Annotated in this window: 12 protein-coding genes; 5 read left to right on the top strand and 7 right to left on the bottom strand. The window is 73.6% G+C overall.

The annotated features are described in order from the left end of the window. Positions 1-4: 4 nt before the first annotated feature. The 4 genes from NL142_RS14010 to NL142_RS13995 are packed head-to-tail and all read right to left on the bottom strand — an operon-like array spanning position 5 to position 7,933. Complete coding sequence (locus NL142_RS14010) at positions 5-697, bottom strand: ABC transporter ATP-binding protein (protein ID WP_435080196.1); 693 nt, start codon at positions 695-697, stop codon at positions 5-7. Further along, positions 694-1,677 (bottom strand): ABC transporter ATP-binding protein, encoded by a 984-nt coding sequence (locus NL142_RS14005; protein ID WP_435080195.1) that lies wholly within the window; start codon positions 1,675-1,677, stop codon positions 694-696. The genes NL142_RS14010 and NL142_RS14005 overlap by 4 nt, the downstream gene beginning before the upstream one ends. Further along, positions 1,674-4,562, bottom strand: a complete 2,889-nt coding sequence (locus tag NL142_RS14000) for a hypothetical protein (RefSeq protein ID WP_435080194.1) — start codon at positions 4,560-4,562, stop codon at positions 1,674-1,676. The genes NL142_RS14005 and NL142_RS14000 overlap by 4 nt, the downstream gene beginning before the upstream one ends. Continuing rightward, on the bottom strand, positions 4,559-7,933 hold the full coding sequence (locus NL142_RS13995) for an FtsX-like permease family protein (protein ID WP_435080193.1): 3,375 nt from the start codon (positions 7,931-7,933) through the stop codon (positions 4,559-4,561). Before NL142_RS13995 ends, NL142_RS14000 begins: the two co-directional genes overlap by 4 nt. 370 nt (positions 7,934-8,303) lie before the next feature. Between NL142_RS13995 and NL142_RS13990 the strand changes: the two genes are divergently transcribed. The 3 genes from NL142_RS13990 (at position 8,304) to NL142_RS13980 (ending at position 11,016) form a co-directional block, all read left to right on the top strand. Continuing rightward, positions 8,304-9,329: a glycosyltransferase family 9 protein gene (locus tag NL142_RS13990; RefSeq protein WP_435080192.1), complete on the top strand. Its 1,026-nt coding sequence runs from the start codon at positions 8,304-8,306 to the stop codon at positions 9,327-9,329. A gap of 805 nt (positions 9,330-10,134) precedes the next feature. Next, entirely contained in the window at positions 10,135-10,548 is a 414-nt protein-coding gene (locus NL142_RS13985) for a helix-turn-helix domain-containing protein (RefSeq protein ID WP_435080191.1), read from the top strand. A 3-nt stretch (positions 10,549-10,551) separates the two neighbouring features. Further along, positions 10,552-11,016, top strand: coding sequence for a hypothetical protein (locus NL142_RS13980; protein WP_435080190.1), 465 nt, complete (start codon positions 10,552-10,554; stop codon positions 11,014-11,016). A gap of 437 nt (positions 11,017-11,453) precedes the next feature. Here NL142_RS13980 and NL142_RS13975 read toward each other — a convergent pair whose 3' ends face one another. From NL142_RS13975 to NL142_RS13965, 3 genes are all read right to left on the bottom strand, one after another. After that, on the bottom strand, positions 11,454-12,506 hold the full coding sequence (locus NL142_RS13975; RefSeq protein WP_435080189.1) for a DUF1266 domain-containing protein: 1,053 nt from the start codon (positions 12,504-12,506) through the stop codon (positions 11,454-11,456). Positions 12,507-12,561: 55 nt separating this feature from the next. Then, a complete protein-coding gene (locus tag NL142_RS13970; RefSeq protein WP_435080188.1) occupies positions 12,562-13,155 on the bottom strand; it encodes a hypothetical protein in 594 nt (197 codons plus the stop codon). Positions 13,156-13,240: 85 nt separating this feature from the next. After that, the gene (locus NL142_RS13965) at positions 13,241-14,305 is read right to left on the bottom strand and encodes a S66 family peptidase (protein WP_435080187.1); all 1,065 of its coding nucleotides are present in this window, start codon (positions 14,303-14,305) and stop codon (positions 13,241-13,243) included. Positions 14,306-14,487: 182 nt separating this feature from the next. Between NL142_RS13965 and NL142_RS13960 the strand changes: the two genes are divergently transcribed. Together NL142_RS13960 and NL142_RS13955 are read left to right on the top strand one after the other, a co-directional pair. Beyond that, positions 14,488-14,694 (top strand): antitoxin VbhA family protein, encoded by a 207-nt coding sequence (locus NL142_RS13960; RefSeq protein ID WP_435080186.1) that lies wholly within the window; start codon positions 14,488-14,490, stop codon positions 14,692-14,694. A gap of 113 nt (positions 14,695-14,807) precedes the next feature. Continuing rightward, the gene (locus NL142_RS13955) at positions 14,808-15,476 is read left to right on the top strand and encodes a Fic/DOC family protein (RefSeq protein ID WP_435080185.1); all 669 of its coding nucleotides are present in this window, start codon (positions 14,808-14,810) and stop codon (positions 15,474-15,476) included. Positions 15,477-15,478: the final 2 nt, after the last annotated feature.

Genomic DNA, 15,478 nt, shown 5'->3' with positions numbered 1-15,478 from the left:
GCCTTCACATGCCCGTCGGATCCACCCGCCCGTCGGTCAGCCGGATCGACGCGTCCGCGAGCCCCTGCAGCGTCGCGTCGTGCGTCGAGATGAGCGCGGTCGTGCCCTCGGCGCGCACCACGTCGAGGAGGAGCCGCATGATCGCGGCGCCCGTCTCCTGATCCAGCTGGCCGGTCGGCTCGTCGGCGAGGAGCAGGCGCGGCCGGTTCGCGAGCGCTCGGGCGACGGCGACGCGCTGCTGCTGGCCGCCCGACATCTCCGACGGACGCTGGCCGGCGTGCGCGGTGAGGCCCACGAGTTCCAGCAGCTCGGCGACGCGGTCCTCGCGCTCGTCGTGCGCGGCGCGGCGGAGGCGGAGCGGCAGGCCGACGTTCTCGGCCGCGGTGAGCGCGGGCAGCAGGCCGAAGGTCTGGAAGACGAAGGCCACGCGGTCGCGGCGGAGCTCGGTGCGGCCGGCCTCGTCGAGCGCCGTGACGTCCACGCCGTCGGCCTCGATGCGGCCCGCGGTCGGCCGGTCGAGGCCGCCGATGCAGGTGAGCAGCGTGGTCTTGCCGGATCCGGAGCGGCCGACGAGGGTCACGAGCCGGCCGCGCGGCACCTCGAGCGACACGTCGCGGAGGGCGTGCACGGCGGTGGGGCCGGATCCGTGGGAGCGCGAGACGCCCTCGACGCGGACCATGGGGGTGGGGTCGGTCATCGTGCGTCGTCCTCGCTCTCGGCGGCGGTGGCCCGCGGCACGCCGTCCGGCCACACGCCCACGTGGTCGGCCTCGAGCTCCAGGCGGACGCGGCCGCGGAGGTCCAGCGACCGACGGTAGGAAGCGGGTAGCTGTAGACGGCCCGCGCGATCCAGCACCGCGTACTCCTCGGCGACCACGCGGGACTCGCCCGCCGCATCCACCTCGCGCCGCCGGACGACCTCGCTGGCGGTGCGGCCGTCGCGGATCGCGACCGTGCGCTCCACCTGCTCGGCGACCGCCGCGTCGTGCGTGACGATCACGACCGTGGTGCCGAGCTCGCGGTTGGCGGCGTGCATGGCGGCCATCACGTCGGATCCGGAGGCCCGGTCGAGCTCGCCCGTCGGCTCGTCCGCGAGCAGCACCTGCGGATGGTTCGCGAGCGCGACGGCGATGGCGACGCGCTGCTGCTCCCCGCCGGAGAGCTGCGCCGGCCGTCGGTCGCCCTCGTCCGCGATCCCGAGCATCCCGAGGAGCTCGGCGGCGCGCGCGGCCCGGTCGCGGCGGGGCACGCCCGCGAAGGCCATCGGCAGCGCGACGTTCTCGGCGGCCGTGAGGTAGGGCAGCAGGTTCCGGGAGGTGCGCTGCCAGACGAAGCCGACGACCTCGCGGCGGTACGCGACGCGGTCGGCGGCGGTCATGCGGAGGAGGTCCCAGCGGCCGACGCGCGCGCGGCCGGCCGTGGGCACGTCGAGGCCGGAGATGATCTGGAGGAGCGTCGACTTGCCCGCGCCGGACGCGCCGACCACGGCGATCATCTCGCCGGCGTCGACGAGCAGGTCGAGGCCCTGCAGCGCCTGCACCTCGACGTCGCCGACCTGGTGGATCCGCACGAGGCTGTCGCAGACGATGAGCGCGCCCGCGCCGAACTCGGGGGCGCCGGGGCGCGGGGCGGTCGCGGTCGCGGCGCCGCCGGTCTCGTGCGTCGGTCGTCGGGTCATGCTGCATCCCCTTCTCGGAGCACCGCGGCGAGGCGGTCGTGGCGGTGGGCGGCGGCCTCGGCGAGGATCGCGAGGGCCAGGATCAGGAGGGCGGCGCCGGCGACCGCGAGCACCACGGTGGGCGCGATCGAGGGCGGCGGATCCGCGCGGCCGCCCGTGAGCAGCCGCAGGCCGAGCGCGGGCCCGAGCGCCAGCACGGTGACGACCGCCGCGACCGCGCCGCCGATGAGCGCGGCGATCACGGCCGGCGCGAGCTCCGCGACGGCCAGGGGGATCCCGCCCCGCCTCGGGAGGCCGAGCGTGCGGAGGAGCGCGAGCGTGCGCGCGCGTCGGCCGGCGCCCGCGACCGCGGTGGCGAGGAGGGCGAGGGCCGCGAGGATCCCGGCGGCGGCCGTCGCGAGCGCGAGCACGAGGTCCACCCCGCCCGCGAGCGCGCCCGTGGAGCGCTGCGCCTGCCAGGCGTCGCGCGTGAGGACGTCGGCGGGATCCGCGTCGAGCTCGGCGACGGCCGCGGCGGCGCCCGGGCCGGTCACGAGCACCTGGTCGGCCACGATCGGCTCGCCCGCCCAGTACGCGAGCGCGCCCCGGTCGACGATCACGAATGGGCCGCCGAGGTAGCCGCGCGGGCCGTCGGAGATCACGCCCGCGACACGGACGCGCACGTTGCGCTCGCCGAAGGTGAGCACGGGGTCGTCGGTGACGAGGCGGTCGGCGAGGACGCGGTCGACGAGGACGGGGAGGCGGTCGTCCTCGGCGGGCTCGCCGGCGAGGGCGCGGATCCGGTCGGGGTCGGCGGGGTCGATCGCGTCGGCGTCCGCGGGGAGGGCCGCGAGCGCGTCGGCGTACCCGGCGTCGACGGCGAGGAGGGTCGCGAAGGCCTGCACGGGTCCGTCGGCGAGGAGCGCGTCGTCGGTGACTCGGGCGGATCCGGCGGCCGTCACGCCGGGCGCGTCCCGGAGTCGGGCGACGTCCGCGTCGGACACCTCGGCGTCGACGCGCGCGTCCGCCCCCACGGCCTGCCACGACGCCGCGACGCGTCCGGTCGCGACGGTCTCGGCGAGCAGCCCGCCGGTGAGCGCGACGGCGACCGCGAGCGTGAGCGCGCCGAGCGGGAGCGGCGAGGCGGGGGATCCGGTGGCGCCGGCGACCGCGCCCAGCGCGCCGCGCCCGCGCCGGGCCAGGGCCGCGAGAGCCGCGAGGGCGGGCGGGATCAGGCGGACGGCGACGAGGGTCGCGGCGGCCGCGAGGAGGAGGGGCGCGGCGGCGAGCAGCGGATCCACGCCGTCGGTGCGCGCGTCGAGGAGGCCCCGGCCGCGCGCGGCGACCACTGCGGCGATCGCGAGCACGACCACGAGCGCCTCGGCGACCAGGCGGCGGATCGCGGCGGTGCGGCGCGCGTCGACGCGGCCCGGGCGGCCGAGCTGGCGGCGGCCCGCGTCGGCGGATCGGCGGGCGATCCACGCGGCCTCGGCGGGCGGGGCCAGCGCGGCGACCGCGACGAGCAGGACCACGGGCGCGGGATCCGCGAGCGGCCACGGCACCCCGAGCAGCGCGGCGGCGCCGAGCCCGGCCGCGCCGCCGACCGCCGCCAGCAGCACCGACTCGACGCCCGCGGTCAGCGCGACGGACGCCGTGCCCGCCCCGCGCGCCCGGTCGCGCGCGATGTCCTCGCGCCGCCGCCCGACGAGCAGCCGCGCGAGCAGCACGAGCACGATCGCGGCGACGCCGAGCGCGCCCGCGAGCAGCACCGACATCTGCGCGACGGCCGCGCGCGCGGCGTCGTCGTGGGCGGCGACCACGCGGTCGAGGCCGGACGTCACCTGCAGCGGTGCCGAGGATCCGCCGACCTCGGCGCCGTCGACGCCCACCGGCGCCGTGCCGGCCGCGAGCCGCTGCACGTCGCGCACGACCGCCCGCGCGCCCTGGTCGGTGAAGGCCGCGGGATCGAGGCGGACGCGGATCACGCCGTCGCCGTCCGCGAGGTCGGCCGTGCGGGCCAGGTCGAAGCCGTCGGCCGCGGCGACGACGGTGATGCCGGCGGTGGATCCGGGGGCGCGGTCGGCCGCGGCTACGGGCGCGAGGAGGCCCGGGACGTCGGGGAGGGATGTGCCTGGGGCCGCCTCGACGATGCCGACCACGCGGATCCCGAGCAGCGGCGCCCGGCCGTCGATCCGGTCGGCGCCGCCCTGCGGGACGGTGAGCGCGGATCCCACGACGAGGCCCGCCGCCTCCGCCGCGGCCGACGAGACGGCGACCTCGACGGGGCCGTCGGGGGAGGTGCCGATGGGCGGGCCGGGCTCGGCGTCGGCATCGCTCGCGGTGCCGGGCAGCACGCCGCGCACCACGCGCAGGTCGGCGGCGAGCGACGTCGTCAGCAGCGCGATGCGCACGGCCGGCGTCGCGGAGGGGCCGCCGCCGACGCCCGCCGACCCGCCGGATCCGTCGGCCTGCGCGCCGACCGTCAGCGGTCCGGTCGCGAGGGTGCCGGGCGTGACGACGGCGCTCGTGATCCCGTCGGCGGCGCGCGCGAGGGCCCGTGGCAGCTGCGCGGGGAGCGCGTCGGCGAGGGAAACGACGTCCTCCGGCTCGACGGATCCGCCCTCCTGCGACCGGCCGAGCGGGGCGCGGAGCACGACGTCCGCGGTGGATCCGGCGGCGGCGACGCGCTCGCGGACGTCGGCGTCGAGGATCCGCCTGACCAGCGCCGGCGCGCCCGCCGCCAGCAGCGACGACACGGCGACGAGCAGCGCGAGGCACGCGGCGAGCCCGCGGTCGCGGAGCAGCCGGCGCGGTGCGAGGGGGATGGCTCCCGCGGTGAGGATCCGGAGCCGCGCGCCGACGCGGGGTGCGCGACCACGCGGATCCGCCGCCCGCCGCCCGCTCACTCCCCGCCTCCCGCGCGCAGCAGCTCGGCGGGCCGCGCGGCCTGCTGCGCCCGCGCGACCGCGGCCACCACGAGCGCCAGCACGACCGCGAGCCCGGCCGGCAGCAGCCCGATCGCGAGCCACGGCACGTGCACCTCGACCGCGGGGACGGGCGCGGTGCCGCCCGGCGACACCGCGACGAGCGGCCCCACCGCGAGCGCCGTCGCGAGCCCGGCCGCGATCCCCGCGAGAGCGCCGAGCACCGTGAGGATCAGCGCCTCGACCGCGACCAGCCCGACCACGCCGGACGCCGAGACGCCGACCGCCCGCAGGTGCGCGAGATCCGCCCGCCGGGCCCGCAGCGACGCGACCGTGTGCAGCGCGAAGCCGGCGGACGCGAGGATCCCCGCGGCCACGATCGCGAGGAGCAGCGCGGTCGGCGTCGCGACCCGCAGCGGCGCCTCCTGGAGGTCGCGGGCGAGGGCGGCGCGCGTGACGACGGGGTCGGCGCCGGAGTCGGCGGTCGCGAGCCCGCCCGAGCCCGCCCACCACTCGTCCACGAGCGCGCCCGTCGCCCCGCGCTGGATCAGCAGGCGCGCGAGCGAGGGCCCGTCCACCACGACGGTGGTCGCGCCTCCCGCGCCCGCGAGCCCGGAGGCGCCCGCCGCGAGCGCCTCGGAGGTCGCGGATCCCGGCACGAGCGGCGCGTCGCCCGCGACCGTCACCGTGACCCGCTCGCCGGAGACCGCGAGGTCGAGCGCCATCCCGGGATCCACGCCGAGGCCGTCCGCGAGCGCCGTCGGGATCACCGCGTCGACCAGCTGCACGGGCACCCACGCGACGAGCAGCGTCACGGCCGTGCGGGTGGACGCGTCCGGCGGCACGAGCACGGGCAGGCGCACCTGCCAGCCGGCGGGCGCGGCCTCGATCACGGGCGGGCGCGCGGCCGGATCCACGCTCACGCCGCCCCAGCCCGCGACGGCCTCGGTCACGGCGGTGTCGTCGAGGGGCGCGGCGGTCGCGTCGGCGAGCGGATCCGCGGGGTCGGCCCCGCCGCCCGTCCGCGCCGCGATCCCGCCCACGAGCACCTCGGTGGCGCGCTCGGACGACGTGTCGGCGTCGCGTCCGCCGACCACCTCGGTGCGGAGGCCGACCAGCCGGAGACCGTCGACGCCGGCGGGCGTCGTCGCGTCTGCTGTCCCACCCGCCGCCCCGGCCGCATCGCTCCCGCTCCCGCCGTCGAGCGCCCCCGCGACCTCGACCGTCGACCCGTCCGCGGGCGCGTCCCCGAGGTCCACGACCGCGAGCAGCCCGCGCGGATCCTCGACCACGGCCGCGACCCGCACCCGCACGTCCGCGAGGGGCGCCGCCGCGTCGCCCGCCCGCACGGTCGCGACGAGCCCGCGCGTCCCGTCCGGCAGCGCGACGCCCGCGTCCTCGCGCGTGCGCGCGGATCCCCGCAGCAGCTCCTCGACGCGCGTCCCGCCGGCCGCGCCGCCGCGCCCGTCCGCGATCATCGTGCGCGCCGCCGCCGACAGCCCGAGCACCTGCGCCCCCGTCCCCACGCCGCCCTCGGCCGGGTCGCCCGCGGGCGCGCCGTCGATCCGCATGGGCCGCCGCAGCACGGGCTCCACGCCGCCGTCCGCGCTCGCCGCGCCGGCCCGCCCCGCCGCCTCCGCGAGCCGCGCCGACTGCCCCACCGCCCGCTCCGGATCCGCGACCACCCGCGCCGCTGGCCCCACGGCGACCGCCGCCTGGTCCTCCTGCGAGATCCGCCACGTGTGCAGGAACGTCACGCCGAACGTGCACACCGCGAGCGCGAGGCTCAGCAGGAGCACGGCCGCGGTCGCCCGCCGTCCGCGCCGGGCGAGCTCCCACGCGGCGAGCGGCAGCACGGATCCGCGGGCGCGCGCCGCCAGCGCCCCCAGCCCGCGGGCGACGAGCGGCACGAGCCGCACCGCGAGCGCCGCCACCGCCACGAGCACCACGACGGGCGCGGCGACGAGCACGGGGTCGAGCCCGGTGGGCGCGTCCTCGCCCCCGGACGCCGACGCGGACCGGTACGCCACCAGCTGCGCGATCCCGAGCCCCGCCAGCACGAGCAGCGCCAGGTCGATCCCCGACCGCGCCAGCCGCGCCACCCCCGCGCGCCCGGCCGCCGGATCCTCGTCGTCCGCCCGGCGCAGCGCCGGCGCGAGCAGCACCGCGGCCAGCAGCGCGGCGACGGCGACGGCCGTCAGCACGGATCCGAGCGGCACACCGGACGACGCCGGCATCCCCGCCGCGCGCATCGCCGGCAGCGCCGCGAGCCCCCGGTACCCGAGCGCGGCGACGAGCGGGCTGATCCCCGCCACCAGCGCCCCGAGCACCGCAGCCTCGAGGCCCGCGAGCGCGATCACCTGCCGCCGCGACGCCCCGCGCGCCGCGAGCAGCCGCCGCTCGGCGTCGCGCGCGTCGGCGAGGAGCCGTCCGGCCTGCGCGATCGCGGCCAGCGCGAGCACCGCCAGCAGCAGCCCCGCGACGGCGACGGTCGCGCGCGTCACGGTCAGCGCGGCGGACGCCCCGGCCACCGCCTCCGCGACGCCCGACGAGTACGCGACGGACTGCCCCACGTCGCCGGCCGCCCGTGTGATCCCCGCGTCCGCGTCCCCGAGCCGCGCCACGAGCGGATCCATCCCCGCCACCGTCACGCGGTCGAACGTCGGCTGCGTGCGGAGGTCCAGCGTCTCGACGCGCACGTCGGCGGCGTCGAGCGCGCCGTCGGCCACGATCAGCGGGCCGATCGCGTGCACGAAGTCGGCGAAGGACACGTCCGGCTCGGGGAACGCGGCATCGTCGCCGCGGCCCTGCAGCGGGTCGTCGAGCCAGGCCGCGCCGCCCGGATCCACCGCCCGGTACAGCCCGACGACCCGCACGGTCGCGGTGGCGTCCCCGCGCGCCGCGACCTCGAGGGTGGATCCGATCCCCAGCCCGAGCGCGGACGCCGCCGCCTCCGGGAGCGCCGCCTCCAGCTCGCCGTCGCCCGAAGGCACGGCGCCCCACGACCCGGTGACCAGCTCGGCGCGCGCGTCCCGGTCGTCGTACTCCCCGGCGTACGCGAGCACGCGCTCGGATCCGTCGCCCGCCACTCCGCCCACGTCCTCGATCTCGCTCACCGCGGATCCCGTCGGCGTCGCCCCCGCCGTCTCGCCGAGGAGCTCGCGGAGCGCCCGGTCGATCGCGTCGCGCGCCTCCGAGACGGTCCCGGTGGGGGTGTCGACCGTGACGCGCACGGCGGTCCGCTCCGCGGGCACGGCGTCGAGGGTGCGCCGCACGCCGCCCTCCTCGGTGGTGGTCACGAGCAGGCCGAGCACGGTCACGAGCGAGCAGGCGAGCGTCGCGACGGCGACCACCGCGACGACGAGCCGCCATTGCGCGGCCGCGCGTCGGAGCGCCGTGCCGAGGATCCACGATCGCGGTCCGACGCCGCCCGCCCGCCGGTGGGGTCGGTGCGCGCGCCCGTCGCCGTCGCGCGGAGCACGGGCGGAGGAGCGAGGACGCCGGGGCGCGGAGGCGTCGGGCCGGTGGCGACCGTGCGCGCGTCCTCGCGTCTGCCCCTGCATGCCTCCGTCGGCCGTGCGACGGTCGGCCCCGGGTGGGCCACGCGCGTCGCTGCGGGCTCAGCATATGGGGAAATAGGCCGCGGGAGTCCACGATCCGGGTGCCGAGCGAGGCTCGTCGCCGCCCCGACCGTCGCGCGTCCCCTCTGCCAGGCTGGAACCCATGCAGACCCCCGGCGACCGCGCCGCCCTCCCCGACGACGCCGCCCACCCCGCCGAGATCCTCATCCTGCGCGCCATCAAGCTCGGCGACATCCTCGTGGCCGTCCCCGCGCTCCGCGCCATCCGCCGCGCGCACCCGGACGCCCGCATCTCGCTCGCCACCACCGGCTGGCTGGCGCCCGTCGTGAAGCTGCTCGGCATGGTCGACGAGCACCTCCCGCAGCAGGGCTTCGACCACCCCATCGCGCGCGAGCCCGGCACCGTCGACCTCGCGATCAACCTGCACGGCGCCGGCATCGAGAGCCGCGCGCTCCTGCACGAGCTGCGCGCCGACCGCACCCTCGGCCACGCCGCCCCCGAGCTCGACGGCATGCCCGCCGCCGACGGCCCCGCCTGGGAGGACCACGTCCTCGAGCGCCACCGCTGGGCCCGGCTCGTCTCCTGGCACGGCATGCCGGCGGATCCGGACGACGTCGGCATCCTCGTGCCCGCCGAGCCGCCTGTCGCCGAGCACGCCGTCGTGATCCACGTGGGCGCCGCCTACGGATCCCGCCAGTGGCCCGTCGACCGCTTCGCCGAGGTCGCCCGCGCGCTCGCGGACGAGGGCCGCACGGTCGTCTTCACCGGATCCGACAAGGAGCGCGAGCGCGCCCTCGAGGTCGCCGCCCTCGCGGGCATGCCCATCTCGACCGTGCTCGCGGGCCAGCTGGCCCTCGACGCCTTCGCCGGCATCATCGCGGCCGCCGACCTCGTGATCTCCGCCGACACCGGCGCCGCCCACCTCGCGACCGCCTACGGCATCCCCTCGGTCGTGATCTTCGGCCCGGCCCCGCCCGAGGAGTGGGGCCCGCCCGCGTCCGGCCCGCACGTCGTGCTGACCGACGCGTCCCAGCGCCTCGGCGACACGTTCTCCGCCATCCCGGACCCTGCGCTCCTCGCGATCACGCCCGCCCACGTCCTCGAGGCGGCCCGCTCCCTCGACGGTCACCGCGTGATCCGCCCCCTCACGGGCGAGCCGCGCGACTGACTTTCCCTCGAAAGCGCATGTAGACCGCATTCGTTGTCGAGCCTAGACGCCCCAAGGTAGTAACTCATCGTTACCGCCACTCACAGTCTCTACGCTTCCAATATGGGTGCGGAGGAGAGTTGGTCAGTATCGCAGAGAATGTCTGTGCTGTAGGCCGGAAATGCAATTTGCAGCACAGCGGGTTGAAGCGTAGGCCCCCGTTTGGGGGTAATACGCGCACCTGGGCCTGGGCCGTGACGGTGGCATGGCGTATGGTGACAGGATGAGTGTTAGTCATGAGGTTGACTCGGGAACAAAGTCCATCTGTTCTCAGCCTGAATATGCTCTAATTACGTATCATTGGTACGCACGTAGCCCTGGCGAGCGCCCCATCGACCTGATCCGTGGGCTCCTGGAAGGTGCTGGGGTTCGAGATGAGGACGCAAGTTACTTTGTGGGCCAGATTCGAGCAACTATGAAGTCGCTCGCACTTGGGCAACTACTTCCGCTACACGATGTGAAGGGGCCGCTGTCTTCGGAGACGCGCTTGGAGCTGTATGAGCTGAGGTTCAGTCATGCCATTCGGGAAGAGAATGGTGAGGATCGCGAATTGCATATACGAATGTACCACGTGGAACCAAGGCAGTTGAAGAGTAAAGGTCAAAGTACAATCGTAGGGCTGCATCTGTATTGGAAAGACTTGGACAGCGACAGTGTCACAGGCGATCAAGACGCTTCTATCCAAGTCGCTTCGCAGAGGTATTTTGAAGGTCGGCCATCCACATGGGGCTTGATGTCGTCGTAGTTGTGGTATAGACTCCGGTCTATGTCCCCCACTACTCGTACGTTGGGCGCGTCATCCGCAGCCCGTGGTGAAGTCGCTGATCCATTCGGATTCGATGAAGAAACTGATTCAGAGAAGCTATCTCGCACATTACACGAGAACGATCTGCGTCTTCTGTGGAGCCTGCGTCATATTCGGGAAAGTAAGGCAATCACTCAAGCAGAGCTCGCGGAGCGTATGGGTATTGCCCAACCCACTCTGGCAGCGTTTGAAAGTCAAGCAAATGATCCTAAGCTGTCCACGATCCGTCGATACGCCCATGCATTAGGGGTATTAATCGATCATTCCATTAATTCAGTCACAGAAATAAATCATTCTGACTGGGGCAGTTCGCGCGTGGTTCATCTGCCGAGCGTCCGCGCGCGGCGAACTACTGCCCGGGCCGGCTGGAGGTAGGCGTTGACCGACAAGTCTGTAGAAACCATTGAGTCTCTTGTTGAAAAGTTAAGTTTAAGTGCGGTAACGTTTTATCAAGTCGGCGCAACGCTTCACGAAGAAGAAGTGGACGAGGGTACCGATGAGTCTGTCGACAGCGGTCTTGAAACCATGTTCAAAGTTCGAACGAGGCACAAGAAGAACGAATTCGGAACCCGATTTCGGGTTGAAGTCTCCTCTATTTATGGCGAAGCGGTTGTTGACGTTGCCTGCGAGTACGAATCCGAGGAGCCGCTGAGAATTCCTCGGGACGTAGCTCATGTTTTTATTAATCAAGTGGCCGTAATGCAGGCGTTTCCTTACATTCGAGAAAGTATTATGACGACCACGGCTCGAATATTACCCGTGCCGATATTGCTTCCTGTCGTAAAGAGAGGCGAATTAGAATTTGAGTTGCAGGGCGGCCCCGAGGTCTCCGAAGGCCTTTGAAAAGGTAGATGGGGCGCGACACGGCCGTCAAGTAACCGAACCTCTCTCGCCAGGACAAGGACTTCGATAATCCAACAGCTGGTGTGCCGCGTCGATTTGAAGTGCTTCTTTAATCGTCGGATTCAAATACAAGTTAATAGCTAAGAGCGTTTATACTGTCGCCTTAGGTCGCCCCCAAGTGTGTCACGGATTGGTGGAGCCATTACTTGCTGCCGAGAGGTTCGTTTCATCCCGGCCGGGTATGGAGAGAGAGCACGATCGCTTAAGCGCGGAACATTCGAGTTATGGCGGACGAGGCGCTAAGCGGCGGTACTGTGCGGTTCTCCCCGTGGCGACTGTGATCAGGCAAACTTCCGATTGTAAGGAAGCCCCCGCCCTCGACGGACGTCGACTGATTCGGCTTGTTTCGGGTCAGCTGGGCGACCGCTAAGAACATTTTAGGAGCCCGCAGCGCCCGGCGAAGCCCCCGGCCATGGCACCGTCGCCGCCGGCCACGCGGACGCGACGAGCGCGTCCCGCACCCGCCGCTGCGACATCACCGCGTCGAGGCTGTCGGTGCGGAAGGCGAGCGCGAGCGCCGCATCCGCCCAGTACGCGTCCCAGCCGTCGTAGGTCGCGAAGACCCGCGCGCCGATCTGCCGGATCAGCGCCCACGCATCGTCCGCGGGCAGGTACCCGGCCATGTAGGCGTAGCGGATCGCGCCGATCGTGCGCTCGCTGTCGCCCGCGAGCAGCAGCACGGGCGGGCGGCCGTCGTGCGGGCGGGTCAGGTCGATGATCTCGAACTCGCTCCGGCCGGTGAGCGCGGCCATGCGCGACACCATGCGCTCCGCCTCCTCGGACGCGGCCAGCTCCGCGAAGCGCGCCGACTGCGGCCCCTGCGCCAGCGCATCCGCCACGAACAGCTCGATGTCGTCGCGCGACGCGATGCGGAACTGCGTGTCGAGGGCGGCGCGGTGCTGCGCGAGCGTCGTCATCGGGAGGCCGGTCCACTCGTGCCCGGTCGACCCGTCGGCGTGCTTCATGCGCAGCTCCGCCGGCATCTCGGCCCACGTCGGCTGGAACGCGAGCGACGAGTTCCAGCCGCCGAACGAGTAGTCGCTCACCGCGTCGAGGGCGAGGAGCTGCTGCTCCTCGAGCGTGACCGGCCGGATCCTGGCCTGGGCCACGTAGTCGAGCTGGTCCCGTCGAGGCGCCCGCGCGTCGATCTGCTGGAACACGATCGACGCGACGAGCATCCCGATGCCCAGCCCGAGCGCGAACAGCACGATGGGCATCGCCGGTCCGCCCTCCGGCGGGCCGGACGTCGCCACGAGGATCCCGAGCCCCGAGCCGGCGACCCCGAACGGCAGCGCGAAGGCCGTGATGAGCAGCGCCCGCTTCCCGCTCCCGCCGCGCGGCTTCATCCGCTGCGCGTTGAGCATCTGGGCGTAGCGCACGCGCGCGCGAACGGGGAACTCGACCTCGCCGGGGTGGTTCTGCAGCGTCACGCGCGAAGCCTATCCACCCGGCGGATCCGCGCCACCGCCGGGCGGACCACGCGGCTCAGCGCCGCAGCCGCATGACCTCGAACGCGAGGTCCACTGGGATGGCGAGCGGCTGCTCCGTGAGCGGCACCCCGTGCCGGAACCGGTCGTCGCCGATCCCCGTCACGATGCGCGCGAGCTCGCCGTCGCGATGCACCTCCACCAGGTGCAGCCCCGGCACGTTGTCGTCGAGGTGACCCTCAAGTGAGGCGAGGTCGTAGTGCAGCGTCAGCCAGATCGACCACGGCGTCATGTCGTACGGGAAGCTCTGCCAGCAGTCCGTGTCCAGCGGCGCGAGCGGCATCACGGCGGCGAGTGCCTCATGGATCTCCTCGCTCGTCGCCCACCCCGACATGCGGATCCGGTGCCCGGAGGTCGTGATCAGCGTCGTCGAGTCCTCGGCGAACTCGACGCCCTCGACGATCGCGACGCCCTCCGGCTGCGACCGCTCCACGAGCGTCAGCCGCGACAGCAGGTTCCCGCGGAACGTCGCCGAGCGCGGCAGGTTCGAGTGCTCGGGCGGCGCGGGCGGCTCCGAGGTCCCGGCCGACGAGACGCCCTCATCGCCATGCTGCCCGTGCGGCGGGCCCTCGCTCCGTGCGGTCGAGGCCATTCGCGCGCGCATGGCCGCTGTCATGACGACGGCGCGGCGGTCCGTAAGTCCCCCCTGGTCCCCATCCACCTCGTCCACGTCGCCCTCAGCTGTAGTCCGCGTGCACCGTCTTCGCCGCCCCGTCGAGCCGCACCGTGCCGCCGTGGGGCAGGATCCACTGCGGCCGCGTGTGCCCGAACGGCACGCCCACGCAGACGACAGCGCGCGGGTTGTAGCGGGTGATCTGCTCGATGACGGTGTCGCGCTGCTCGGCCCGCAGCCGCGCGCGCTCCTCGGCCGACGGCACCGGCGCGCCCATGACGATGGTCACCGGCCGGGCGACGAGCACGCCCGCGACGACATCGAGGATCCCGCGCTCGCCGAGCCCTCGCACCCACCGCTTCACGCTGTCGGCCGACGGCACCTCCTCGCTCGTCTCCAGCAGCAGGATCCCGCCCTCGAGCTTCGCGGTCTCGGGCATGCGCCCGGCCATCGCGATCTGGTCGATCACCTCGATGCAGCCGCCCCACGTCGGCCCCTCCACCGTGCGCGCCGGGCCGGCCCACTTCCACGGCTCCGTCGCGTGCCGCTCGCCGAACTCGGTGAGCGCGCGAGGATCCGTCCAGTCGATCCCGAAGTCCTCCGACTCCCCGGGCTCGGTGATCTCGAGCTCCCCGCCCTCGATCAGCGCGGCCCGCAGCGAGCGCAGGTGCACGTCGTCGATGCCGGGGCCCGCGCCGAGGTGCACCTGGGTGGATCCGCCGTAGAAGCTCGGGATGCCGAGCCCCGCCAGCAGGTTGTGCAGGTTCGTGTTGTCGCTGTAGCCGAGGAACGGCTTCGGGTTCCGGGCCAGCTCCTCGATGTCGACGTGCGGGATCACCGTGACCTGGTCGTCCCCGCCGATGGTCGAGACGATCGCGCGGATGGAGTCGTCGGCGAACGAGGCCGTGATGTCGGCGGCGCGGTCGCGGGCGCTCGCGCCGAGACGCCTGGTGGTCGGGTACTCGACGGGGATCAGCCCGGTCGCCTCCTGCAGCCGCCGCATCGCCTGCTCGTGCACCTCGGGAGCCATGCCGGGTGCCGCGAACGCGGGGCTCAGCACCGCCACCCGATCTCCCGCCTTCGCCTTGGGCACGGACTTGCGGAACCGGGAGGAGGTGGAGGGGATCATGCGGGTCATGCTCCCAGAGGAGGCGGGGAGCGCGCGGGTGATGTGCCGGGCCATGCGTCCGCTTTCGCGGTCAGGAGCTCCTCCCCAACTCGCCGTCCCGGCTGCGCTCCGAGGATGTCGCGATTCACCGCTCACGCCACAACCGCGCGGGTAGGTTTGTAGATCCCAGGAAGGATCTCGTCATGCCCCACGCATCTCCCGCCTCAGCCGCTGCCGCAGCCGAAGACGCACGGGTAGCCGACCGCCTCGCGTTCGCGGATGCAGCACTGGCCCTGGCCGGACACGAGGTGTCGGATCCTGCACTGAGAGCCATCCTCGAGCGAGCCGCACGACACGAGATCACCGGTGACGAGGCAGTCGCGGAGATCCGCCGGCACATCCAGGGCTGATGCCTCGCCGTTCGACGTTCCGTACCTGGGATGACTACTTCATCCCGGGTACGTCTGTATTGAGGAACAAGTTCACGGGACCCGGCCGGCCGCACGGCGAGGTGGATGGAATCGTGCTCACGCAGCTCGAGGAGGCGGCCACGGCTCTGAGGACGGGTGAGCTGGCCGACGAACCGATCGACGGCGTCTTCGACTACCCCCACATGAAGGCGACCCACCGGCACATCTTCCAGGATGTCTACGACTGGGCCGGTGAGGAGCGCGTGGCTCCCGTCGGCTCCTTCATGACCAAGGACGGGCACTCCTACTACCCGGCCGGTCCGACCCTCACCGAAGCAGCCGAGGCCCAGTACCGGCAGCTCGCCGCCAAGGACCTTCTGCGCGGTCTCGAACGGCCGGACTTCGTCCACGAGCTGGCAGAGATCTGGGGTGAGCTCAACGTGATCCACAGCTTCCGCGAGGGCAACACCCGCACGCAGTTCGTGTTCTTCTCGCAGCTCGCGGAGCAGGCGGGGTACCGGATCGAATCCTCTCGGTTCGCGGTCGGCTCGCCGCTGAGGGAGCAGTTCGTCGAGGCTCGGTTCCACAGCCAGGACACCGGCAGCAATGCGCGCTTGGAGGAGGTGTTGGGGCGAGCGATCGTCCCTCTCCCGCGACCGGCATCGCCCGGGACCGCGCGACCCGCGAGGCCGTCACCGTCGCGAGCGGTCCGCGGCGCCGCGCGACCGGGCCCGCTTGCCGGTGGTCGCGCGAGCGGCCGAGACGGCGGCTACGGGAGGTAGCG

The organism is Clavibacter quasicaliforniensis (genome assembly GCF_051201715.1).
In the GTDB taxonomy this organism is placed as follows: Bacteria; Actinomycetota; Actinomycetes; order Actinomycetales; family Microbacteriaceae; genus Clavibacter; species Clavibacter seminis.
Note: the sequence above shows the minus strand (reverse complement) of the source record. Positions and strands in the feature narration are given on the sequence as shown.

Excerpts from the sequence above, each read along its gene's own strand:
- NL142_RS14005 (WP_435080195.1), bottom strand. The coding sequence starts at position 1,677 with ATGACCCGACGACCGACGCACGAGACCGGCGGCGCCGCGACCGCGACC.
- NL142_RS14010 (WP_435080196.1), bottom strand. The coding sequence starts at position 697 with ATGACCGACCCCACCCCCATGGTCCGCGTCGAGGGCGTCTCGCGCTCC.
- NL142_RS13965 (WP_435080187.1), bottom strand. The coding sequence starts at position 14,305 with ATGATCCCCTCCACCTCCTCCCGGTTCCGCAAGTCCGTGCCCAAGGCG.
- NL142_RS13985 (WP_435080191.1), top strand. The coding sequence starts at position 10,135 with ATGTCCCCCACTACTCGTACGTTGGGCGCGTCATCCGCAGCCCGTGGT.
- NL142_RS13960 (WP_435080186.1), top strand. The coding sequence starts at position 14,488 with ATGCCCCACGCATCTCCCGCCTCAGCCGCTGCCGCAGCCGAAGACGCA.
- NL142_RS13970 (WP_435080188.1), bottom strand. The coding sequence starts at position 13,155 with ATGGCCTCGACCGCACGGAGCGAGGGCCCGCCGCACGGGCAGCATGGC.
- NL142_RS13990 (WP_435080192.1), top strand. The coding sequence starts at position 8,304 with ATGCAGACCCCCGGCGACCGCGCCGCCCTCCCCGACGACGCCGCCCAC.